The 23640-nt window shown below is 51.8% G+C and carries 20 protein-coding genes; 15 read left to right on the forward strand and 5 right to left on the reverse strand.

Features of this window, described 5'->3' with window-relative positions; translation table 11 throughout:
• Window positions 1-259 precede the first annotated feature (259 nt).
• The 10 genes from ACYUJT_RS14540 (at window position 260) to ACYUJT_RS14585 (ending at window position 11236) form a co-directional block, all read left to right on the forward strand.
• Entirely contained in the window at window positions 260-1312 is a 1053-nt protein-coding gene (locus tag ACYUJT_RS14540) for an LCP family protein (protein WP_460323405.1), read from the forward strand.
• Between the two features lie 138 nt (window positions 1313-1450).
• The gene (locus ACYUJT_RS14545; protein ID WP_460323407.1) at window positions 1451-1879 is read left to right on the forward strand and encodes a CBS domain-containing protein; all 429 of its coding nucleotides are present in this window, start codon (window positions 1451-1453) and stop codon (window positions 1877-1879) included.
• A gap of 86 nt (window positions 1880-1965) precedes the next feature.
• Window positions 1966-2268, forward strand: a complete 303-nt coding sequence (locus ACYUJT_RS14550) for a MazG-like family protein (RefSeq protein ID WP_196427303.1) — start codon at window positions 1966-1968, stop codon at window positions 2266-2268.
• 6 nt (window positions 2269-2274) lie between these two features.
• Complete coding sequence (locus tag ACYUJT_RS14555; RefSeq protein ID WP_460323409.1) at window positions 2275-3201, forward strand: DUF2232 domain-containing protein; 927 nt, start codon at window positions 2275-2277, stop codon at window positions 3199-3201.
• 11 nt (window positions 3202-3212) lie between these two features.
• Window positions 3213-5201, forward strand: a complete 1989-nt coding sequence (locus tag ACYUJT_RS14560) for a DHH family phosphoesterase (RefSeq protein ID WP_460323411.1) — start codon at window positions 3213-3215, stop codon at window positions 5199-5201.
• Window positions 5198-5641 carry a 50S ribosomal protein L9 gene (gene rplI / locus ACYUJT_RS14565; protein WP_460323413.1) on the forward strand — a complete coding sequence of 148 codons (444 nt, stop codon included), beginning with the start codon at window positions 5198-5200 and terminating at the stop codon, window positions 5639-5641. The genes ACYUJT_RS14560 and rplI overlap by 4 nt, the downstream gene beginning before the upstream one ends.
• A gap of 1 nt (window position 5642) precedes the next feature.
• The gene (gene dnaB, locus ACYUJT_RS14570) at window positions 5643-7004 is read left to right on the forward strand and encodes a replicative DNA helicase (protein ID WP_460323415.1); all 1362 of its coding nucleotides are present in this window, start codon (window positions 5643-5645) and stop codon (window positions 7002-7004) included.
• Between the two features lie 245 nt (window positions 7005-7249).
• Window positions 7250-8536: an adenylosuccinate synthase gene (locus ACYUJT_RS14575; protein ID WP_460323417.1), complete on the forward strand. Its 1287-nt coding sequence runs from the start codon at window positions 7250-7252 to the stop codon at window positions 8534-8536.
• Window positions 8537-8709: 173 nt separating this feature from the next.
• Window positions 8710-9456, forward strand: coding sequence for a hypothetical protein (locus ACYUJT_RS14580; RefSeq protein WP_460323419.1), 747 nt, complete (start codon window positions 8710-8712; stop codon window positions 9454-9456).
• A gap of 238 nt (window positions 9457-9694) precedes the next feature.
• A complete protein-coding gene (locus ACYUJT_RS14585; RefSeq protein WP_460323421.1) occupies window positions 9695-11236 on the forward strand; it encodes a peptidoglycan DD-metalloendopeptidase family protein in 1542 nt (513 codons plus the stop codon).
• 73 nt (window positions 11237-11309) lie between these two features.
• On the opposite strand, the gene ACYUJT_RS14590 is transcribed toward ACYUJT_RS14585, so the two are convergent.
• From ACYUJT_RS14590 to ACYUJT_RS14605, 4 genes are all read right to left on the reverse strand, one after another.
• The gene (locus ACYUJT_RS14590) at window positions 11310-12359 is read right to left on the reverse strand and encodes an efflux RND transporter periplasmic adaptor subunit (RefSeq protein WP_460323423.1); all 1050 of its coding nucleotides are present in this window, start codon (window positions 12357-12359) and stop codon (window positions 11310-11312) included.
• Window positions 12356-15466 (reverse strand): efflux RND transporter permease subunit, encoded by a 3111-nt coding sequence (locus tag ACYUJT_RS14595; protein ID WP_460323425.1) that lies wholly within the window; start codon window positions 15464-15466, stop codon window positions 12356-12358. The genes ACYUJT_RS14590 and ACYUJT_RS14595 overlap by 4 nt, the downstream gene beginning before the upstream one ends.
• A gap of 104 nt (window positions 15467-15570) precedes the next feature.
• Window positions 15571-16920 (reverse strand): sensor histidine kinase, encoded by a 1350-nt coding sequence (locus ACYUJT_RS14600; RefSeq protein WP_460323427.1) that lies wholly within the window; start codon window positions 16918-16920, stop codon window positions 15571-15573.
• Entirely contained in the window at window positions 16917-17603 is a 687-nt protein-coding gene (locus ACYUJT_RS14605; protein ID WP_460323429.1) for a response regulator transcription factor, read from the reverse strand. Before ACYUJT_RS14605 ends, ACYUJT_RS14600 begins: the two co-directional genes overlap by 4 nt.
• Before the next feature lie 215 nt (window positions 17604-17818).
• Here ACYUJT_RS14605 and yycF point away from each other — a divergent pair, with 215 nt between their 5' ends.
• The 5 genes from yycF to ACYUJT_RS14630 all read left to right on the forward strand — a co-directional run bounded on the left by yycF (window position 17819) and on the right by ACYUJT_RS14630 (window position 23287).
• Window positions 17819-18532, forward strand: a complete 714-nt coding sequence (yycF, locus tag ACYUJT_RS14610; protein WP_213591755.1) for a response regulator YycF — start codon at window positions 17819-17821, stop codon at window positions 18530-18532.
• Window position 18533: 1 nt separating this feature from the next.
• Complete coding sequence (gene walK / locus ACYUJT_RS14615) at window positions 18534-20357, forward strand: cell wall metabolism sensor histidine kinase WalK (RefSeq protein ID WP_460323431.1); 1824 nt, start codon at window positions 18534-18536, stop codon at window positions 20355-20357.
• Window positions 20354-21634 carry a YycH family regulatory protein gene (locus ACYUJT_RS14620; RefSeq protein ID WP_460323433.1) on the forward strand — a complete coding sequence of 427 codons (1281 nt, stop codon included), beginning with the start codon at window positions 20354-20356 and terminating at the stop codon, window positions 21632-21634. Before walK ends, ACYUJT_RS14620 begins: the two co-directional genes overlap by 4 nt.
• Before the next feature lie 88 nt (window positions 21635-21722).
• Window positions 21723-22472 carry a two-component system regulatory protein YycI gene (gene yycI / locus ACYUJT_RS14625; protein WP_460323435.1) on the forward strand — a complete coding sequence of 250 codons (750 nt, stop codon included), beginning with the start codon at window positions 21723-21725 and terminating at the stop codon, window positions 22470-22472.
• A gap of 8 nt (window positions 22473-22480) precedes the next feature.
• Window positions 22481-23287 (forward strand): MBL fold metallo-hydrolase, encoded by an 807-nt coding sequence (locus ACYUJT_RS14630; protein WP_460323437.1) that lies wholly within the window; start codon window positions 22481-22483, stop codon window positions 23285-23287.
• Here ACYUJT_RS14630 and ACYUJT_RS14635 read toward each other — a convergent pair.
• Window positions 23256-23465: a hypothetical protein gene (locus tag ACYUJT_RS14635; protein ID WP_460323439.1), complete on the reverse strand. Its 210-nt coding sequence runs from the start codon at window positions 23463-23465 to the stop codon at window positions 23256-23258. The genes ACYUJT_RS14630 and ACYUJT_RS14635 overlap by 32 nt on opposite strands.
• Window positions 23466-23640: the final 175 nt, after the last annotated feature.

Here is a 23640-nt window from a genome sequence, read left to right on the forward strand (position 1 = left end):
TGAATCCCTCCCCCCTGTACAGGGGGGATTTTTTTGTTGCTCTTCCAACAACATATTTGTGCGAAAAAACCCGTTTATGGTATAGTACGAAGCGGTAGAGTTATTTATTCTGTAGTGGTTAAATTACTATTTTGTAGTTTTTTGCAAGAGACTACGGTTTACAATTAATTGAAGACACCTGGTATAGCGGCTGTATACCGTAAGTCAGTGAAGACGCTGTGGGGGAGAGCCGTATAGTACAAACCATGGGAGGCATATGATGTTAGAACGAAGAAATAAGGTAAAGGATATAACGAAGAAGCGCAGCAGACTAAAAGGCCTGCTCATCACGCTGCTGGTTCTGGTCATTGTCGGAGCCGGCGCATATACATTCCGCAAGCCATTAGCTTTGATGGCCTTTGATTTGTTCCTATCAGGCCAGGTAGAGGAGAAGCTGGAGAAATCGTATTCTCCGATCGATGGAGAGAAGCCTAAGCCCGTTGCCGCCAAGCAAACGGAGCCATTCACTGCCTTGCTGCTCGGGATCGATCAGCGGGATAACGAGCCGGCCCGTTCTGATACGCTGATTTACGCCGTCGTGCGCCCGGAGGATTCCAAGGTGCTGCTGGTTTCGATTCCGCGGGATACGTATACGGAAATCGTCGGCCGGGACAAAAACGATAAAATCAACCATGCCTATGCTTTCGGCGGTGCCAAGATGTCTAAGGATACGGTAGCCAATTTCTTAGGATATCCTGCCGACTACTACGCGGCCATCAATTTTGAGGGGCTTCGGGAGGTTGTCGATGAGCTTGGCGGTATTGAGCTGCCGATCGACAAGGATATCGTAAATAAACAACAGGATCATGAGAAATTCACCATTAAGGCAGGCAAGCCGTTGTACGATGGGCAAGAAGCGCTTAATTTCGTAAGATACCGGGAGGATAGCGACTTCAACCGGACGAAGCGGCATCAGATTTTCTTGAGCGCATTGGTGGACCGTATGCTGAAGCTGGACCAAATTGGGAAAATCCCTGATCTGATGGATATGCTGGGCGAGAATTTCAAAACTGACATGACCCCTAGCTTCATCATCGATCTTTCCAAGCAGCTGCTGACCAATCAAGCGCCGCAAATCAGCGGGTTTACCATTATGGGCGAAGGTATGCGCAAAAACGGAGTCTACTATATTCAAGCCAACGAAGAAGATGTGACTTTTGCCGAACAGCTAATCGAGAACTGGACGGATCCGGACACGAAAACGGAAGATTTGCTGAATCCTAATGCACAGTCCGCGCAAGAGGGACAAAATAGTGAACAGCCATCATTATAAGATAAGTCTGTATTAAATCGTCACCTTATTCGGCAGTCCGGTTTCCGGCTGCCGATTTCGCACCTGTAATGGAACAAAACCTTCTTTGAATCGTAGTCAATAGGAGAGTCTGAAAAGGGCAGAGGAGGACTTTTATCTATGAATATCGCGTTTTTTTTACTTCCCAAAAAGGACGTCGTTGCCGTAACGCTGGATTCTACATTAAGGCAGACCTTAGAGAGAATGGAGTATCACAGGTATACGGCCGTGCCGATAATCGGCAAGGACGGGGTATATGTCGGCACTGTAACCGAGGGAGATCTTCTGTGGTATATGAAGAATTCGGGAGGCAAGGTCACTTTTGAGAACGCTTCTAAATTTCTGCTCAAGGACGTTCCGCTTAAGATGAACATTAAGGCGGTATCGATCGATGCAGATATGGAAGACTTGATCAATCTTGCCAAGGTACAGAATTTCGTTCCCGTGGTGGATGATATGGGGCGGTTTATCGGCATCGTGCGCCGCAGCCAGATTATTGAGTATTGCGAACGTTTCGTGGCACGGGATGTATCCGTTCCCAAAAATTAGACGCAAGGTTTGCTTCATAGGGATGAATTGCTTTATGCTATAATGAAGAATAAAGCTTTTTTCAGGGAGGGTGGAAGCTGTCCGCCATGCAGAAAGAAATGGATGTGGCCAAACGCGCCAAAGTGATTGAATGGCTCAAAACGGAAGTGGTCGATCACGTATCCCGTTTATTCAAGGCATTGTGGGAAGGCAGCACGACACGGGTAAGTGACAGTCTTGCCAGTCTGGTCGTCAGTTGCTACATACTGGGACGCAGACTAGGCATATCCTATAAGGATATGGACGATCATATCCTGGAAAAGCTGAAGAAGCATGAGCAAGAAGGGCACCAGTTGGAAGATTGGTATCAGGATATTTCTACATTGCAAGAACATATGCGCAAGAGGTGAACCCATTTGAATTTACGCTGGACCTCGATTGCATGGAGCGTAGTCTATCTCCTGCTCCTGCTGTCGTTTGCTACGCCTTTTTCTTTTATCGCTATTTTCGTTATGCTATTGCCCGGCGTAATCCTCTACTCAACGTTATCGCTGAGAGCATTTGTATTTCACATCGCGGTCGTATGGATAGCAGCGTCCCTTCTGCTGTCTAATCCCGTGATTATTCTCATGGCTGTATTTTTTATGATTCCGGCCTTGGTTATGGGACATTTGTATAAGACAAGGGCATCCGCGCTCAAGGTCGTTATGACGGGAACAGGAACGCTTCTGCTGGAGTTTCTGCTGGCATTTCTCGCCGTCACTGTCATCTATGACTTCAATTTAGCCTCTTCGATTGAGGAGACGCTGAATACGATGATGTCCCTGATGCAGAATATGGCCGATAATGAGTTGATCGCTTCGGACTTAATATGGACTCCAGAAATGACGCAGCAGCTTTCCAGCCTAGCGGCTAGAATGACTCCATTCACGATGATCATTTGCTCGTTCCTGCTTGCTGCCGTAACTCATTTGATTGCCCGGCCGACCTTGAACAGTCTCGGACATTCGGTGAGGAGCTTCCCTCCGCTGCGGGACTGGAGACTGCCGAGAGCGCTGATTTGGTACTACCTGGCTACGGTATTGATCATGCTGTTTGGCGGCGCTGCCGTCATGGACAGCTTCATCGGGACGGTATTGCTCAATTTATCGCCGATGCTCAATTTCTTGTTTATGATTCAGGCAGCCAGCTTTTTCTTCTTTTTAGCTTATCAGAAGAAGTGGAATCCGGTGATACCGGTGTTGCTGATCATAGCGATGCTGTTAATTCCGCCTCTGAAAATTGCGGGAATACTGGATATTGCTATGCCGCTGCGTGAGATGATTACGAGATCAAGACGATAGGGTGAGAAATCATGCCTAATTTACTTCAAAAACGTTGGCACGGCTATCAGACCGTGTGGGTGTTCGCACTGCAGCTTCTGCTCGTCATATTCATCTCATATTACAATTGGGCGCTAGGTCTGGTCAGTTTATGCCTGGTCTGCGGCTTGACTTATGTGATGCTTCGGGCGGAGCGGCGCTTTCGCAAGGAGCTCGTTCGTTATGTGACTGATTTGACGTACCGTATTAAGCGGGTAGAAGGCGAGGCGGTAAGCCGGCTGCCGTTCGGCATCCTGCTGTACAGTGAGGAACGGACGGTAGAGTGGCACAACCGCTTTGTGAACAAAATGTTCAGCCAAGATTCTGTCGTCGGACAACCGATAGCGGAGCTGCTTCCGACACTGCCTCCTTATCCCCCAAGGGATAAGAAGGATGCTGCTGCAAATACAATCTCTACAGTCGAGGCGGCCGTAGCAGACCGGCATTACGAATTGACGGTGCTCCATGATGAGCGCCTGATTTACGTTCACGACATTACCGAGTTCGCCGTTCTGCGGGATCGTTACGAGGATGAGAAGACTGCTCTCGGCATCGTGATGCTCGATAACTTGGATGAGGCGGCCCAGGGGATGGACGATCAGCAGCGTACTGCGCTCATCGCGCGCGTGGCGACGGCTCTAACCGAATGGGCGAAGCAGTATAGAGTCTATCTGCGAAGACTGTCCTCGGAGCGATATTTGATGATGCTGAATCAAAAATCGCTGAACGAACTGGAGCAGAGCCGGTTCGTTATCCTGGACGAGGTCCGCGAGATGACCGCGGACTTGAAGGTGCCGATGACGCTGAGCATCGGCCTCGCCTTCGGCACCGAGCGCTTCAGTGAGCTGGGCGAACTCGCCCAGTCGAGTCTGGACATGGCGCTCGGGCGCGGGGGTGACCAGGCCGCGGTGAAGGCCGGTCAGCGGCTCTCGTTCTATGGCGGCAAGTCGGGCGCCATAGAGAAGCGGACGCGCGTGCGGGCGCGCGTCATCGCGCATGCTCTACGCGATTTGATGCAGGAGAGCGACAAGGTTATTATTATGGGCCATCGCATGCCGGATTTGGACGTCATCGGTGCCTCCATTGGCGTGCTGAAGGCAGCCGATATGTTCCAGGTCGAGGCGCATATCGTGCTCGACGACAAGAATCCGGGCATCGACCGGCTGATGGAGCGGATCGAGAAGGAAGAGTCCCTGCGGCGGCGATTTATTACGTCGGAGCACGCGCTGGATATTATGACCGAGCATACGTTACTGATCGTCGTTGATACGCATAAGGCGTCGATGACGATGGAGCCGAAATTGGTTGAAGAGGCCAGCCGGGTTGTTGTCGTCGACCACCATCGGCGGGGCGAGGAGTTCATCAATGATGCGGTGCTTGTCTATCTGGAGCCTTATGCATCCTCGGCCAGCGAGCTCGTCACCGAGCTGGTCCAGTATATCCACGAGAAGGTCGAGCTCAGCCCGCTGGAGGCGACGACCCTGCTTGCAGGAATTACGGTAGACACGAAGCATTTCGCGCTCCATACTGGATCGCGTACATTCGAGGCTGCGGCATTCCTGCGGCGCATCGGTGCAGACAGCGTGATGGTGCAGCGAGTCCTGAAGGAAGACCTGCAGGAATATATTGCAAAGGCCGATATTATAAAGCATGCACGCATGATTTATAATCATATCGCTCTGGCGGTGACGGAGCCGAACCGCAAAATTCCGCAGCTGCTGATCGCCCAGGTGGCGGACACGCTGCTGAATATGACGAATGTACTGGCTTCGTTCGTCATTAGCGAGCGGCCGGACGGCTTGATTGGCATTAGCGCCCGCTCCTTGGGGAATATGAATGTGCAGATCGTAATGGAGCGGCTTGGCGGTGGCGGGCATCTGACGAACGCTGCCGTGCAATTGGAAGGAACCCAGGCTGAGGCGGAAAGAAGGCTGCTCGAAGTACTGGATGAAATAGAAAAGGAAGAGGGGTTATTCGAATGAGAGTCATTTTCTTAAAAGATGTAAAGGGTCAAGGCAAAAAAGGGGAAATCAAGAACGTATCTGAAGGTTACGCACAGAACTTCCTAATTCCGCGGGGGCTGGTTCGCTTAGCTACTGATGGCAACGTCAAGACGCTGGAGGTTCAGAATGCATCAGAGGAGAAGCGCAAGGCTCAGGAGAAGGAAGAAGCCAGCGAACTGGGCAAGAAGCTGGAAGAGATGACGGTAACGCTGCAAGCTAAAGCGGGAGAAGGCGGCCGTTTGTTCGGCGCAATCACGAATAAGCAAATCGCCGAAGCATTGGCGAAAGCGGGCGTGAAGATCGACCGGCGCAAAATCGAGCTTGCCGAACCGATCCGGACGCTGGGCGTCACCCAGGTGCCAGTGAAGCTTCACCCTGACGTAAAAGCGACGTTCAAGGTTCAAGTGACGGAGGAATAAAATGGCGGGAGATCAATTTTTCGACCGTATTCCCCCGCAGAATCTTGAAGCGGAGCAGGCGGTGCTTGGGGCGATACTGCTGCAATCGGAAGCGCTGATTACCGCCATGGAGCGGGTGCGGACGGAAGATTTCTATGATCCTCCTCACCAATTGATCTATGAGGCCATGGTGCAGCTTGGCGAGGAAAGCCAGCCGATCGACCTGGTTACGCTGACCTCGAAGCTTCAAGATCGGGGGGAACTGGAGGATATCGGCGGAGTCAGTTATCTGGCGAAGCTGGCTAACGCGGTGCCTACGGCGGCTAACGTCGACTATTACGCTCGCATCATAGAAGAAAAGTCCATGCTTCGCCGGCTAATCCGGACGGCTACGCAAATCGTCAGCGAGGGCTATGCTGGCGGTGAGGATGTCGGCGGCTTGCTGAGCGATGCGGAGCGGAAGATCCTCGAAATTTCCAACAGCCGGTCCGGCAGCGGCTTTATCGCAATTCGCGACGTCTTGATGGAAGTATTCGAAAAGGTGGAGGAGCTCCACCAAAATCGGGGTACTACCACAGGAATCCCTTCGGGCTTCGTCGATCTGGACCGGATGACGTCCGGTTTCCAGCGTAACGACCTGATCATCGTGGCGGCTCGTCCATCTGTCGGTAAGACGGCGTTTGCTCTGAACATTGCCCAGAACGTGGCCGTTCGGGCCAAAGAGACCGTCGCGATCTTCAGTCTGGAGATGTCGGCGGCTCAGCTCGTTCAGCGGATGATTTGCGCGGAAGCGAATCTGGATGCGGGGGTTATGAGGACTGGGGATTTCAAAAACGATGACGATTGGTCCAAGCTGACGATGGGGATTGCCGCATTGTCGGAATCAGAGATTTATATCGATGATACGCCTGGGGTAACGGTAGCCGATATTCGGGCCAAGTGCCGCCGGCTCAAGAAGGAGAGAGGCCTTGGCATGATCGTGATCGATTACCTGCAGCTCATCCATGGGCGCGGCAAGGCGGGGGAGAACCGGCAGCAGGAGGTATCGGAAATATCGCGTACGCTGAAACAAATCGCCCGTGAGCTCGAGGTTCCGGTCATCGCCTTGTCCCAGCTCAGCCGGGGCGTAGAGCAGCGGCAGGATAAGCGGCCGATGATGTCCGACTTGCGGGAATCGGGTTCGATTGAGCAGGATGCGGATATTGTTGCATTTTTATACCGTGATGATTACTACAATCAGGAAACGGAGAAAAAGAACATCATCGAGATTATTATCGCCAAACAGCGTAACGGCCCGGTCGGCACCGTAGAGCTGGTGTTCCTGAAGAACTTCAATAAGTTCGCGAATTACGAACGCGCGCATACTGACGCGTTTGCTGGGTAATTATAAATAAAATAACGGCATTGTCCTTATATTACAAATTTTCATGCCAAATTCCGAACAATCACGTATTTCGATGCGTGATTGTTCGTCTTTTAATTTGACATTGAAAATGGCGCTTGTTACACTTGTATTGCTGCTCTGGATTGATTAGAAAATCCGCAGCGGCCGAAGACAAAAACGAATCTGACGTATGGAATCCGAGCAAGGCAAATCAAGGTGCCTTACGCACCGACGGGGGAATGTACATGTCAACAGTAGTCGTTGTCGGAACGCAATGGGGAGACGAAGGCAAAGGCAAAATCACCGATTATCTGGCTGAGAGCGCAGATGTGGTGGCGCGCTATCAAGGCGGCAACAACGCCGGTCACACCATACTTATTGACGGGAAGAAGTACAAACTGAGCTTAATTCCATCGGGTATTTTTTATAAGGACAAAGTATGCGTCATCGGTAACGGGATGGTTATCAATCCGGCAGCCCTTATCGAGGAAATCAATTATATTCATGACAATGGGTTCACGACGGATAATCTGGTGATCAGTGATCGCGCGCATGTCATTATGCCGTACCATATGGTTCTGGATGCGCTGGAGGAGGACCGCAAGGGGCCGAACAAGATCGGAACGACCCGCAAAGGGATTGGCCCGGCTTATATGGACAAAGCAGCACGTAGCGGCATTCGTATCGCCGATTTGCTCGATCCGGAGGAGTTTGAGGCGAAGCTCCGCCACCTCATGAAGGAGAAGAACCATATCATCGAGCAGGTGTATGCGGCCGAGCAGCTGGATGTGGAAGAAGTGCTGAAGCAGTATTTGGCGTATGCGGAGATCGTTCGGCCGTATGTCAGAGATACATCGGTCATTCTGAATGATGCGATTGATGCGGAGCAAAAAGTATTGTTTGAGGGTGCGCAGGGTGTCATGCTGGATATCGACCAAGGCACGTATCCGTTCGTGACTTCCTCAAATCCTTCCGCAGGCGGCGTGTGCATCGGTTCCGGCGTTGGCCCGTCGAAGATCGACCAGGTTATCGGCGTAGCGAAGGCCTACACGACGCGTGTTGGCGACGGGCCGTTCCCAACAGAACTGAACGATGTCATCGGCGACTCGATTCGCGAGGCCGGGCACGAATATGGCACTGTAACGGGACGCCCGCGCCGCGTCGGCTGGTTCGACAGCGTCGTCGTGCGCCATGCCCGCAGAGTAAGCGGCCTGACAGGACTGTCTTTGAACTCGCTGGATGTGCTGACAGGGCTGGAGACGGTCAGAATCTGCACGGGCTATAAATACCGCGGCGAGATCATCAGCCATTATCCAGCCAGCCTCAAAATGCTTGCCGAGTGCGAAGCGGTCTATGAGGAACTCCCAGGCTGGTCCGAGGACATTACCGGGGCGAAGACCCTCGATGATCTGCCGGAAACGACGCGGAATTACGTAAAGCGCGTATCCGAGCTGACAGGCATTCCGATCGCAATTTTCTCCGTGGGTCGGAACCGCGATCAGACAAATCAAGTGCTGCCGATTTACGAATAAGGCGGCATGCTGTATCATGGAATCGAAAGCGTCATAACATTTAGCCGTTTGGAGCGTTCGTGTAAACGTCTGGCTCCAGGCGGTTTTTTTGCGTTTCTTATCCCCTTAAGGAGGTTGAAATCTTCTTCTATCGTCCATACTGGTAAGTAGAAAGACATAGAAGGAGGTATAAGATGAGGTGGGTTTCTTGGCTGGTAAAGCTATCAATTACTGTCGTTATCGTCAGCATGTTAACCGTGGCCACGACCGGTTATGTCGTGAATTGGTATATTCAATCGTTGCTGGGCAGTTATAACATACCTCTTGATGTGCAATCGCCTAATCTTGGAAGTATGATGAAGGGCATGCTGGGTTTTGGAGGCAAAGGAACCAGCGGCGAAAGCCTGGAAAGCAGGAATGCGAACTCGAACGGGATGGATCATAAAAATATGAATGCAAGCGCGAATACAGGTACCGGTGGAAATAGCAATCGGGATAGCAATAGAAATAGTGCCGAGAACGGTAGTGAGAATAGCAGGGGGGGCACCGGCAACAGCAACGAATTGGAGCAGCCTGCCGAAGACGGCGTAAATGCGGAAGAGGGAATTCCGGAGGATGCGCTCCCGGTGATGGGGGGGGTGGCCTCCGGCCAATCGCAGCAATCACAGCAGTCGCAGCAGGATTCACTTGGGAGCCAGGATCAGGTGGTCATCATTTCTCCCGATGATTTGTTGGCTAAAAAGGATGAACTGCCCGACCAGCAGAAGGAAGAGATATTCAATATCCTGATGTCCAAGCTTCCGGAGGAGGAAATGCGCAAAATGACCGAAGCCATGGAGGGCGGATTGACCGAATCGGAAATGATAGAGATTCAGCAAATTTTGTCCAAGCATTTAGATAAAGAACAATATGCCAAGGTCATGGATATGCTCAAAAAATAAATGGAAGCATTTCTACCAAATTACCATGATAGCGGTTCCATTCGCAGGATTGTAAATAAAATACTTGCTGGATATTTTAGCAAAAACACGTTAAACCCGCTCCTGTAGCGGGTTTTTGCCATTTGTGAACAGAGTTGAAATTCAGGATGGTCGTATGCTAAAGTAGACGATAGTGATAAAAGGTTAAAATTTTGAAACTATTTATTGTCGAATAGAGTCAAATAAAAAGGAGATTACCATGAAAGGTTTCAGGGGAAAACTCGGGCTTGACTGGCTTGCGGAGCGGATTCAGTCTGCAGTTCGGAGTATTAAGCCAAGCAACAATCTACCGGAAAATGATCAAGAAGATATAGATAGCATAGATAAAGAGCGGAAAATAAGATCACGAAGAGTCAAAATTGGGGCAATCACAGCCGTACTTACAACAGGCATGTTATTGGCCGGTTACCAATACGCGCAGGCGCATACGGTGACCTACTATCGTGTCATGCTCCAGGACGAGGAGATCGGGACGATCGACAGTGAAGATCAGCTTCTGGCACTCTACAAACGCAAAGAGCAGGAGTACGCTGAGAAGTATCCACAGGCGGATATGGTGGTTAATACGAAGGGCATTACAACGGTCGAGGCGAAGAAGTATAAAGCTAAGATCGATACGGAGGCTACTCTGGCCAAGCTGGATGAGAGGCTGACGGGTTACTCCCGAGGGGTAGAGCTGAAGGTCGACGGAAAGACCATTGCAGTCGTGAAGGATCAAGCTACGGCAAACGCGATTCTGGAGCAAGTGAAAGGGAAATACATACCGGGCACTTCATCCAATAATGCGGCTTCCAAAATTAAATTAGTGAGCAGCAATCCGAACGCGGCTAAGAAGCAAAACGGTGTAACAGTGGAATCCGCTGAAATCGTCGAGGACGTGACGCAAAATGCCGTGAAGACGGATCCGAACAAGGTGCTGAGCGCCGAGGAGGCGGTGCAGCGCATCGTAGAGGGCAGCGAGGCAGCGATCACTTATATCGTTCGCGAGGGGGATACGATCTCATCCATCGCCAAACGGTACGGGGTGACTCAGAAGGAATTGTTCGCGAATAACCCTGGTGTTCAGGAGAAAACGATGCAAATCGGTACGGAGCTGAACGTCAGGGCGTTGAAGCCAGCTCTCACCGTGAAGACGGTTGAACTGGTATCCGAGGAAATCGTCACCGAGCCGGAAGTGATCGTTCAGAAAAACGCGGATATGCAAGCGGGCCAGTCCAAGGTCGTGGCGGAAGGGCAAAGCGGCCTGAAGATTATGGAGTATCGGCTGACCAAAGAGAACGGCGAGGTGGTCACCGAGGAATGGCTTGGCCATGAGGTCATTAAGGCATCGTCGCCGCGCATCATCATGAAAGGAACGAAGATCGTCGGCGAGGGCAGCGGCCAGTTCGCGTGGCCGGTATCCGGCGCAAGGATGACGAGCAGCTACGGCGAGCGTTGGGGCCGAACCCATAAGGGCGTCGATCTGGTCTCCTCGAATCGGAACATTCTTGCCGCGGATGAAGGAGTTATCAGCTTCGCAGGCGTTAAATCCGGCTATGGCAATGTTATTATTATTAATCATAATAACGGATATGAGACGCTGTATGGTCATCTGAGCAAGATCAGTGTCAAGGAAGGCGAGATCGTCGAGAAGGGTACGAAGATCGGAGTCATGGGCAGCACAGGCCGATCGACCGGTACACATCTTCACTTTGAAATTCATAAGAACGGTAGCATCCAAAATCCGATGAAATATTTATAAGTAATTCAAATAAAAAATGGCCTGCGCGTTTGGCGTTCCTGATGGAACATCATCGCGCAAGGCCATTTTTTTATCAATTCGCCGTAACGGTTTCGACTTCTTGCTTGTCTTTCAACTGGTGTTGACCCGATGTCACGACCTGATCTCCCGAGGCCAAACCTTCGATGACCTCCTGATACAGTTCGTTGAGGCGTCCCAGTTCCACTTGCCGCTTCTCAACTTGGCCACCGGAGAAGATGTAGACGTAAGTGTTGCTCTCTTCCCGAATAATCGCCGTAGTTGGGATGGTGAGCACTTCCTGCTCCGCTTCATCGGTCAGCCGCAGCTGCACTTTGGTTCCCGGCTTCAGCGCCAGATTGGCGTTGTCGGCTTGCAGCTCCAGCTCATAGGTTCTGTTCATTGTGTCCATGATGTCTGCGAAATAGACAATTTTCCCCTTAAGCAGCTGTCCTGGCTGATCGGTCGCATAGAACGAAAGCTCGGTTTTGCCTTTAAGGAGCTTGGCGTTTTCTTCCGTGATGTTCGCCTTGATTTTGACCGGATTGATCTGCTGAATTTTGCCAACGATCCCTTGGTTTATGGTCATGCCGGGCTCAATCGAGAAATCGGTCAGAATGCCGCTGATCGGCGCGGTTACTTTATAATTATCTAAGGTGCGATTGATTTGCTCCATATCGATTTGTGCCATTTGAATCTGATCTTTCAGCGGCTGCAGGGCATCCGGATTGTCTTGCGCGGCAAACTGGCCCTCTTTCAGATTATTCTGGGCTGTGCGGATTCCGATTTCCGCCTTTTGCTTCTGCAGCAGCACATCAGCCGGATCCAGTTCGAATAGCAGTTCCCCCTGTTTTACCTGGTCACCGCGGTTTTTCAATGCTTTGAGCACGTCGCCGCTCGCTTTGACCACGACATCCCTTTCCGCCGAAGCCGTCACTTCAGCTACCGTCTCCTGCGGAGCGCCAATGCTTCTCTTCTGAACTTCACTGATCTTGACTAACGGTTTCTGAACGTTCTGCACTTCCGTTTGGGTTTCCTTAGGGGCATTGCAGCCGGCCAGAGCCATTCCGCCCACGGCCAGCAATGCGCAGCCCACTATGATTTTGATCCATTTTTTGTTTCTCATTGACTTACCACTCCCTCACTGATGTCGTCGGATGATTTATCGACTCGGCCACCTCTACGGAACAAACGGCCCATCCGGTTCTTGAACGATTCGAGCAATTCGTAGACGACCGGAACGACGACTAACGTCAGAATCGTCGATGTAACGAGCCCGCCGATAACGACGACGGCCATGCCTTTCGAAATGATGGCTCCGCCATCGGTAAATCCAAGCGCAAGCGGCAGCATGGCGACCATCGTCACGACCGCCGTCATAATGATCGGTCTTAGGCGAAGCATACCCGCTTCGACCAAGGCGTGGCGAACAGTGTAGCCTTCTTCGCGAAGCTGCTGCGTCCGGTCGATAAGCAGAATCGCGTTGGTCACGACGATCCCGATCAGCATCATGAAGCCGATCAGCGAGGTGATGCTCAGCGCTTCGCCGCTGATCAAGAGACCTAGCAAACCGCCGATGACGGCAAGCGGCAATGAGAAAAGGATGACAAACGGCGCGCTCAAATTGCCGAAAGCAATAACCATGATCAGATAGACGATAAATACGGCTGCTCCCATGGCGACAAACAGCTGGGAGAAACTTTCTGCGATATCTTCATTAATTCCGCCGACTTCGCGCGACACGCCGTCCGGAAGCTCGGCCTGGTCCAGCGCCATCGCGACTTGACCGGCAACGCCGCCCTTGTTTTGGCTGTCGATTTTGGCTGTAATGTTCACGACCTGTTCTTGGTCATTGCGCTGAATGCTGGAGGCGGCGTTGATAATGTTCAGCTTCGCCACTTCCTTCAGATAAACGATGGAGCCGCTACCGGAGCGGAACGGGATGTCCCCTAGTTTGGACAACGTATCGATGCCTGATTTATCCAATTGAACCGTTGTCGTGTAAGTGATGTTATCCAGCTTGATATCACCGATCTCATCCTCCGCAAGCCAACTGGCAACGGTTTGATGTACCGTGGAGGCGCTTAGTCCATATTGCCATACTTTGTTCTGATCAACTTCGATCTCAAGCTCCTTCTTGGCATCGCTGAGAGAATCCTCCACTTCCTTAATTTCTGGAAATTCCTTCAGCTTCTCCTTCAACAGTGCGGAAGCTTCAACCAGCCGGTTGAGGTCGTTCCCTTTCAGAGAATATTGGAAATCGGTGCCGCCTGAATTACTTTCGAACGATCTAACGTCCAGTTCAGAGTAATGCGGCAATTCGGCCATCAAAATGTTCTTGTATTGTTCTTGAACGGTTTTGACATCGCTGCCTTCGGTGACTTCGGTGAAAATTTGTGCCCGATAAGGCGTTGCCTCAGTGGAGTCGTTAAATCCAATTAGCGATTCGGTAAAGGTAAATTGCGGCTGGCCATCGGACGCCTTCGCACTATGCAAAATCTCTTCCATATCTTTGACTTTGGCATCCATAGTTTTCAAAGAAGTTTCGTACGGCATCTTAATGACGAAGTAAAACTGCCGCGGAGGCTCTTCTTCAGGCATCAAGGTGATCGATAAAAACGGTACCGTTCCAATAATTGACGCGATGAACAGAATTCCTGCCGCCAGCAGCGTTTTGATCCGGTGGCGCAGCGACCATTCCAGGACACGGCGGTAAAAAGCCGTTGTACGTCCTGCTTTCTCTTCATGGTGCTTGATCTTGGCTCCGCGGAGCACCAGCACCTTGGCCAGCATCGGGATCACTGTCAATGCTACGAGCAGCGAGGCCAGCATGGCGGTGGACAAAGTAATTGCGAATGGCTGGAACAATTGCCCGACCATACCGCTGACAAATGCGAGCGGGGCGAAGACCCCGACCGTCGTCAGCGTGGATGACGTAATAGCTGCGCCAACTTCGCGGGTGGCCAGCTTTATGACCGATTCCCCGCGTTCCTGCGCTTTCTGCAAATGCGAATATATATTTTCGATAACGACGATACTGTCGTCCACGACCCGTCCGATCGCGATAAACATGCCGCCGAGCGTCAGAATGTTCAAGGAAATATCTAAGGAGTTCATGACGAGCAGCGTAATCAGGATCGACAGCGGAATCGAGACTAGGACGATCAAGGTCATGCGTATATTCCGCAGGAACAGCAGGATGACGAGCGCCGCCAGCAGCGCGCCGGTGAGCCCTTCATGCACCATTCCGCTAATGGAGGAACTGACTAGTTCCGAAGTGTCATAAATCGTCTTAAAGCCGATATCGGGAAGCTGCTGCTCCCAATCTGCGAACAGTGACTTGACTTCCCTCGCAAAATCTACGGCGTTGGCATCGCTCGTTTTGTACAGTTGGATGCCGATGGCTGGCTGCTGATTCAGGCGTGCTACAAAATCGGATTCCGAGATTGATTCGATCTTGCCCAGCTGATTCAAGCGAACCCGGGTGCCGCTCTGGGTTAGCAGGTCCATATTTTCCAGGTTGTATACGCTACTGGTATCGCCCTTTACGCGGGCCATCAAGGAACTGCCGTCGAGATCGACGGCTCCTGCCGGCAGCGAAGTAAGGTTTTGACGAACCTGGCCGGACACTTGTCCGGGAGTAAGGCCAAAATCGTTCAGCTTCCCGGCATCAAGCTTGATGGTAAGCTTCGTTTCCCGTGCTCCGATTTCGTCCATATGGTCGTAGCCGGGGATCGATTCCAGTTCAGGCTTGATCTCGTTAGCGTACCATTGATCCAGTTCCGTCTGGCTCATCCCGTTTCCACCATAGATGGCGAAATAATAAGCCGGAATCGAGGCATAACCGAAGGTGGCCACCTTCGGGGTGCTGGCCGAAGCGGGAAGATTGACCTCTTGCAGCAAGCTTTCAATATCTTGCTTTTTCTTTTCGGGGTCGGCCTTATCGGTCAACATGACTATGATGGTCGCAAAGTTGTCGCTTGACGTAGAGTCCAGCGAGGTAACTCCCTCCATGTTGGCTATTTTTTTCTCTATCGGTTTGGTTACTTGTTCCATGACGTCGCTGGGAGACCCGGGGTATTGGGCCGTTATGAATACCACGGGAATCGAGATGTCCGGCATGATCTCCGTCTTTAAATTCCCAGCTGCATACAGGCCACCGCCAAACAACATGATGATCATGATAAACAAGGCGCCTATATTCTTCATGGAAAAACTGGTCAGTTTGTTCATGGTAATCCTCCTATCTTAGGAAAGATTACCATATAAATGTGAACTGAGTATGAATAAGAAGCCAAATTTACAAATTAAAATTTGAGGCAAAAGAACTAAACCTTTTAGGACGGCAGAGTGACGGTGATTTCCGTTCCGGTCCCGGGCTCACTGCGCACTTCGATATGGCCGTGATGAAGGTCCACGATTCTTTTGACGATCGCCAGGCCAAGCCCGTTGCCGTTATAAACCCGATTGCGGGAGCGGTCGGCCTTGTAAAACCGTTCGAATATTTGGATTTGATCTTCCTGCTCGATGCCGATCCCCGTATCCCTGATCGTCACGGAAACCTGCTGAATGCCCCGCCGGACGAAAATCGCGATTTTCCCGCCTTCCGGCGTAAAGCGGATACTGTTCCCCAGCAGATTGATCCACACCTGGTCCAACTGGTCGCGGTCGCCGCAAATTTTGACGACAGGCAGTTCCAGATCGATGGCAATGGATTTGGCGGCCCATTGCGGTTCAAGAGCGACAACCGTTTGCCGGATCTGTTCATCGAGCCGGAACGTGACGGGATGGAAAGGATGATGCTTCGACTCGAGCGAGGCCAGCTGCAGCAGGTTGTCGCTCATTCGGGACATCCGCTCGCTTTCCGCGATAATAATGTCCAAATAACGGTCCCGGTCCAAATGGCCAAGCGTATCATTCTCCTTCAGCGCTTTGGCGAAGCCACGGATGGACGTGAGCGGGGATTGAATTTCGTGTGAGACGTTGGAGACGAAGTCCTGGCGCATCTCCTCGATTTGCCGCAACTGCCGCCGCATTTCGTTAAAGCTCTGCACCAGGACGCCCAACTCATCCTTGCGCCGCGCTTTCAGCTCACTGCTGAAATCCCCTTTGGCCATCCGCTTCGTTGCTTCCGTCATTTTGCGTAAAGGCTGAATCAAAAAGGCGGCTTCCACGACGAAAAACAGGCTGCCGCCCACCAACAGGACAGTGATCCCGGTGAGGATCATGCCACCGATCGGATAACCGACTTGGTTGTTCGAACTTGGCATAATAAACATGGCATAGGTTTGGCCTTGATGGCCGAAAGGCAGTCCCACATAGGCATGCCCTTCGGAGGTAGTTCCCTTAAGGGTCTCCCCTTGAAGCACGCGCTCGACTTGCTCCGGGCTTATCTCGATTAGGGAAGCCGAGCCGTATTTTTCTTCGGACAGGGGGCCGTCGAAAATTTGCATGCTGACCATATTTGCAAGATCCTTGATGTCGTCCATCACCAGGGCCCGGTGGTCGTATCCGACCCGTTCGAAAATCCGGATCAGGCTTTGGCCTAGCGTTATCATGTAGTCCTGGGTTTGATCCTGGATCTGACGCTGGTATAGATAGCCGATAACCATCGTGGAGGTCAGCAGGCTGACGAGAATGGCCACAAGAAACATCACAACGATACGGACGTATAGCGATTTGATCATTTTTCCACCACAAGCCGGTAACCGAGTCCGTATACAGTGGAGATATGAAAGGAGAGAGCCTCCTGATCGTTTGCGGCAAAGCGTTCGCGCAGCCTTTTGATATGGACATCGACCGTACGGTCATCCCCTGTATAGTCCGGTCCCCAGATTTGTTCGATCAACTGCTCGCGGGTAAAGATCTGCCCGGGATAGCTTCCGAGTTTAAATAAAAGCTCGAACTCCTTGGGTGGGAGCATGAACTCTTCGGAACCGCGGATCACTTTATAGCTTTGGCGGTCCAGCAAAGTGTTCCCTAGCTGAATGCTTTGGGAAGAAGCAATTTTGTAGCGCTTGAGCAGCACTTTGATGCGGGCTACCAGTTCGAGCGGCTCAAACGGTTTCACGACATAATCGTCGGCGCCCAGGTTGAAGCCCTTTATTTTTTGCCCGGTCTCACCCTTTGCGGTAACCATGAGCAGCGGCGTATCCGGGTATAGGCGGCGCAGCTCGGCGCACAGCTCCCAGCCGTCCATGACCGGCATCATGATGTCGAGTACAACCAGATCAACGATTACCTCTTCCATCATTTTCAGCGCCACGGCGCCGTTTTCGGCCTGGATGGGACGGAATCCTTCAGTCGATAAATAGAGACAAATCAGTTCGCGTATATGGGGATCGTCATCGACGAGCATAATGGTGGCCATAGGGTTAATTTTCCTCCTTAAGTGACTGGTAAAAATAAGTAAATATATGTATGATCTAAGGCGAATGGGATAGTTACCGTCAATGATAGATTAACAGTTTTAGGCGGGGGCATTCAATACTTGTCCTAGGCTTCCCAATAGCTGATGCCACTGAGGATATGGTAAGATAGAGGGAGATCAAAGCTATGATCGAAAGTTTGGGGTGAAACGCAATAATGCTGGGAAAAATTTTAGTCGTGGACGATGAGCGTCCCATTGCTGATATTTTGAAATTCAATTTAGAGAAAGAAGGGTACGAGGTTATCCTTGCTTTCGATGGAATCGAGGCCGTGGAGCTGGCATTCAATGAGCAGCCGGATCTCATTCTGCTTGATTTGATGCTGCCCGGCAAGGATGGCATGGACGTGTGCAGAGAGGTACGGGCCAGGCTGCAGACGCCGATCATTATGCTAACTGCCAAGGATGGCGAAATCGATAAGGTGCTCGGGTTGGAGCTTGGGGCCGATGATTATGTTACGAAACCATTCAGCACGCGGGAGCTTCTTGCCCGGGTGAAAGCGCAAATGCGGCGGCAGCAGAAACCGGCTCAGCTGGAAAGCGCCGAGGGCAAACAGGGAATCAGCTTGTTTGAGCTGTTTATCGATACGGATATGTATACGGTATACAAGAATGGCGAACCGCTGGATTTAACGCATCGGGAGTTTGAGCTGGTTCATTATTTGGTGAAGAATGCCGGAAAAGTGATGACCCGGGAGCATTTGCTGCAAGCGGTATGGGGTTATGACTATTTCGGAGACGTACGCACGGTGGATGTGACGATTCGCCGGCTCCGGGAAAAGATTGAGAGTGATCCGAGCAAACCCGAGTATATTTTGACCCGGCGCGGGCTCGGCTATATGATGCGCAGCTCCAAGGCGGGTGGATTCTAGGATGAATCTGCCGTCCTTCTTCCGCACGATCCAGGCTAAGCTGATCATGATTTACGTGCTTCTGATCCTGATCGCGATGCAGTTGATCGGGGTCTATTTCGTGAGCGCCATGAAAACCTCGCTGACCAGCAACTTTACGAAGGAGCTGCAGGAGCGGGCGGCCTTGCTATCGGTGCTGGCTGCACAAAACTTGGGGGTTACCGGAGAATCGGCAGACGCATCGCTAGATAATTTAAGTGTTCTCGTCAACAATTTATTTAATATTAACGGTGCAGAGATCCAGGTGCTGGATGCGAGCGGCCGGGTTCTGACAACCTCCAAGCCGTCGCATGCCGATTATGTCGGTACGAAGAATACGCAAACGGTAGTCAGCCGTGCACTGCAGGGCATACGTGACAACGAAGAGTATATGATCGATGAAGATAATGTGCGCAAAAAAGTGGTGGCCAAGCCGGTCGTAAGGGATGGAAAGACGGTGGGCGCTATTTATATTGCGGCGTCGATGACCGAGCTCTACGACACGATGGAGCGGATCAACAGCATATTCATCTCTGGCTTATTGCTGGCTCTTGCTTTGACTGCCGTACTGGGCGTCATTCTTGCTCATACGATCACGTCGCCGATCAAGGAGTTGACCCGGCGGGCAACAGCGGTGGCGGAAGGGCGGTTCCATCAGAAAATGCCGGTACTCGGCAACGATGAGATCGGCCAATTGAGCAAGGCATTTAACTATATGACGAGCCGGCTGCAGGATGCGCTGGCCCAAAATGAGGAAGAGAAGGAGAAGCTAGCTTCCATTCTTACCAATATGAGTGACGGCGTCATCGCTGCGGATGAGAAGTATCAGGTCATTCTAATGAACCGCCGAGCGAGCGAGATGCTGCGTGTTCAAGAGCAGGCAGTCAGCGGCAAGGATATTATGTCGCTGCTGCATTTGCCGCAGGAGGAACGGGAGGTGCTGGAGCGGGGGACGATGCATTCGGCTATTCTGGAGATCGATTCTCCGGAGGGGGATACGTTTCTGATCCGCGTGACGTTTACGCCGATTCATCGGCGCGAATTCGGTGTCAGCGGGACGATTGCCGTGCTGCAGGACGTGACGGAGCAGGAGAAGCTGGAAGCGTCCCGGAGAGAATTCGTTGCCAACGTCTCCCATGAATTGCGGACGCCGCTAACGACGATCAAGAGCTACACGGAGGCGCTGGAGGACGGCGCGCTGGAGGACCCGGAGCTTGGTCCGCGGTTTGCTTCCGTCATTCAGAATCAGACGGACCGGATGATCCGTCTCGTCACGGATCTGCTTCATTTATCCCGCCTCGATTCGAAGGAGGCTCTGCTGCGCAAGCAGTCGATCGGTGTTTTGGAAGTGCTGGAAGAGGTTGTTGACCGTTTCTCCTTCCAAATGCAGGAGAAGGAAGTCCAGCCGGAGATTTTTATCGAAGAAGGCGTCGATATGGCTTGGATGGATCGGGATCAAATCGATCAGGTGCTGGACAACCTGATTTCCAATGCGATGAAATATACGCCGGAAGGCGGGAGGATCGCATTTGAGGCGCGCCGAGTGGATGACGGTATGATCGCCATATCGATTCAAGATAACGGAATTGGCATTCCGAAGCGTGATTTGGAACGTATTTTTGAAAGATTCTATCGAGTGGACAAGGCCAGGGCTCGTAATATGGGAGGAACCGGCCTCGGTCTATCCATTGCCCGGGAAATTGTTAAGGCCCATGGCGGCACGATAACTTTGGAATCGGAGCTGGGGGAAGGCACCAAGGTAACTTTTACACTGCCTACACAGGAGCAAGGAGGCGAGGGTCGGTGAAGGAAACGGTAAAATCTCTCCTGCTTACTTTGCTTGTGGCCTGCAGTCTGGTGCAGAGTTATTTTCTGATTTACCGGCTGCCGGGCAGTGATCCTGTGGTCAAGACGGAGAATGATTACATCAAGACGGAGAATATGGGGGCGGAGATGCGGGCTGAGGAGCTCATATTTCCGGCGCAAATATCCGTTCACATGGGCGAGAACCGGCATACGGTGTTTTACCCGGATTCGATGTTCTACGATTTGATATATTCACGCCTGAAGGGGCGGATGTTTGAAGGGTTTCAGCGCAACGCCGTAGACAATATGAATTGGGCGGAAATCCGCAGTAAATATCCGGGCGTAGAGCTTCAGTTCGGAAGCGGAATTCCTGTATCGCTCCTGCAGAAAGTGATGCAAATATCCGCCGATCCGCTGTTTGAGGAAGAGAGTATTCACCGGATATTGATCTATAACGGGGAAAATGAGGAACGGGCGCGCGTTTTCTTTTTCAGTTCGCACGGGGATGTCGTCTATGAGGCGACAAAGGCCGATTTGACGGTGCAGGATGTTAGGCAGCAGGTCGATTTCGGCAAGGACTGGATTCCGTACACGCTGAAGGATGGTTATTATATTCCGGAGAAGCCGATTGATATGGTGGAGACCCTGCTGAAGGTAGGCGTGTTCTCGACCGAGCAAATTCAGGGCAGCCTGTTCTTTGACCCGAGCATTACGAGAATCATTCGCGAGAAGGACGGCTCGGAAATTTATACGGACAGTAGGCGGAGTCTGCAAGTGAAGCAGGATGGGAACTGGATCAACTATACCGATCCGGCGGCGCCGTCGGCAGGTGAGAACAGCCCAGCCAGCAATGCGCTATCTTCGATCGACTTCGTGAACCAGCATGGCGGCTGGAACGGAAGCTACCGCTTGGAGCGGATGGACGGCTCAGACGAGATGGGCGGGGTGGTTTTCCGCCAGTATTTCGGAAGTGGGCAGTTCGGGGCTTTTCCGATCATGGACTTCCGGTCGTTCCGATATGGAACCATTTCGCTGGCCATGCGTCAAGGCACGATTACGGGATATGAGCGTTCCTTGCTGTATGTAAAAGCGGGAGATTGGGACAAGCAGGTCGTTCAGTTGTCTGGCGGTCAAGAGCTGAGAGACAAGATTGAGAAATTGTCCGGTGTCATCAACCTGTACCCGGCGTATCTGCCTTCGCTAAGTCAGGAGGGGCTGCTGCTGAAGCCGGCTTGGATCGTCGAGCTTAGCAGCGGTGCAATACATGAGCTGAATTAGGCATAGGCGCAAGGCGGGATGCCCTGCGGCACTTTGTACGCGGCGTGCGAGAGCAAGTGCAATTCATAATTAAGGGAGGTCATGGAGTATGGATTGGGGCAGAGCTAAAAATGTGCTTATTTACGCCTTCTTGCTGCTGAATTTAGTGCTTGGCTATCAGCTCTGGAATGACCTGAGGGAGCAGGCCGACTCCAATCCAGACCTTACCTCCCTGGAAAGCAGGACGCAGAAGGTCATGGAGAGCAAGCGCATCAAGGTGCTGGCGCAAATACCTAGCGAGTCGCCGCAGCTGCGCAAAATATCCTACCGCTTTGTGGACGGGCAGCAGAGCCATAAAATTACCGATTTGCCGGTTTCCGTGGACAGCAGGCTAATCTTTACGCCAAAGGAACTAGTCAACGCGCTGAAGCCGAGCCTGCCGGATATCGGAAATTACCGTTACGACGAATGGGCAGGAAACGAGAATGTATTCGTCCTCCATCCGCTCGTGGATGGGAAGTGGCCGCTCTTCAAAATCAATTTGGAGCTGTATTACGCGAATCAGAAGATCGTGTCTTACCGTCAGGACATCATTGAAATCAACGAATCTGCGGATGAGAAAGAGCAGCAGGTGCTGTCCGCTTCCAAGGCACTAGGGAATCTTATTGAGAATTTCTTGCCTGAAGGCTCGGTGGTGACGAGCATTGAGCTCGGTTATTACGGCCAGGTCTTCGACTCGGACGCCGACCTGCCGGCATCGCCGGCATGGCGCTTCCTGCTGGAGAGCGGAGAAGAGTATTACGTGCAGGGTATTAGCGGGGACGTCATCAGTCCTAACACGAAGGAACCAAAGGAGTAATGGGGAGCATGGGTTTACAATTTACAATACTGTCGAGCGGATCTACCGGGAATGCCACGGTGGTGACGGACGGAGAGATGACACTGATGATCGACGCGGGGTTCAGTGCCCGCCGTATAGATGAGTTGCTGCTAGAGCGCGGATTGTCCGGAGAGAATTTGGCGGGCATTCTGGTGACGCATGAGCACTCCGACCATATCAAAGGACTTGGAGCAGTAGCGAGAAAATATAATTTGCCCATTTACGCCAATGAGAAGACATGGCAAGCGATGGAAAAGTCAATTGGAAGCATTTCCGAGGAGAACCGCTGCCTTCTGGGTACGGGAGAGGCGCGCGACTTCGGGTCGATGCGGGTGGAGTCGTTCGGCATTTCGCATGACGCGGCTGAGCCTGTCGGCTATACCTTCAGCGACGGCCGGGAGAAACTGAGCGTGTGCACGGACCTGGGCTACGCGAGTGATAAAGTGAAGCAAGCGATCGCTGATTCGGACGTACTCGTGCTTGAGGCGAATCACGATATTGAGATGCTGCGGATGGGGCGTTACCCTTGGAATATCAAGCGGCGCATTCTTGGCGATATGGGGCATCTATCGAATGAAGCCTCGGGCGAGGTGCTCAGCGAGCTGCTTAACGGCCGCATGAAGCGCACCTATCTGGCCCATCTCAGCAAGGAGCATAACATGCTGGATTTAGCCAAAATGTCGGTTCGGGGCGCTATGGAGGACCGGGGCTGCTTCTATAAGGACAGTGAGTTCCGCCTATGCGATACTTATGCGGACCGTCCTACACCGTGGGATAGGGTGGGCGAGCGCTAGAGCTAGAGCTGTCCAGCTCGGAGGTCTTCTGCGCAATCTCTTCATGGGTAATAATGCCCTTCTCAATGAGCAGCTCCATCATAGCGCTTAGTGTTAGAAGCTGATGGTAGTGATCTTCCTTAAGATCGGCCAGCTTGGCCAGGATGTTCACCTCGTCCATCGGAGAGAAATAATCCATAATCATCCTCCTTAAGTTAAAATTTCCGGTATTTCCCTCATTGGAAAAACCTTCAGGAACCCGCCGTATATGGTAAAATGAATCTATGAATCTATCGCTTTGTTATAGTTTAGTCTATTGTGAGCAGAAACATTCCTGACGCCTTGAAAAATTTAAGGATTTGCGGGAAGCCAGC

Source organism: Paenibacillus sp. YSY-4.3, from assembly GCF_054767475.1.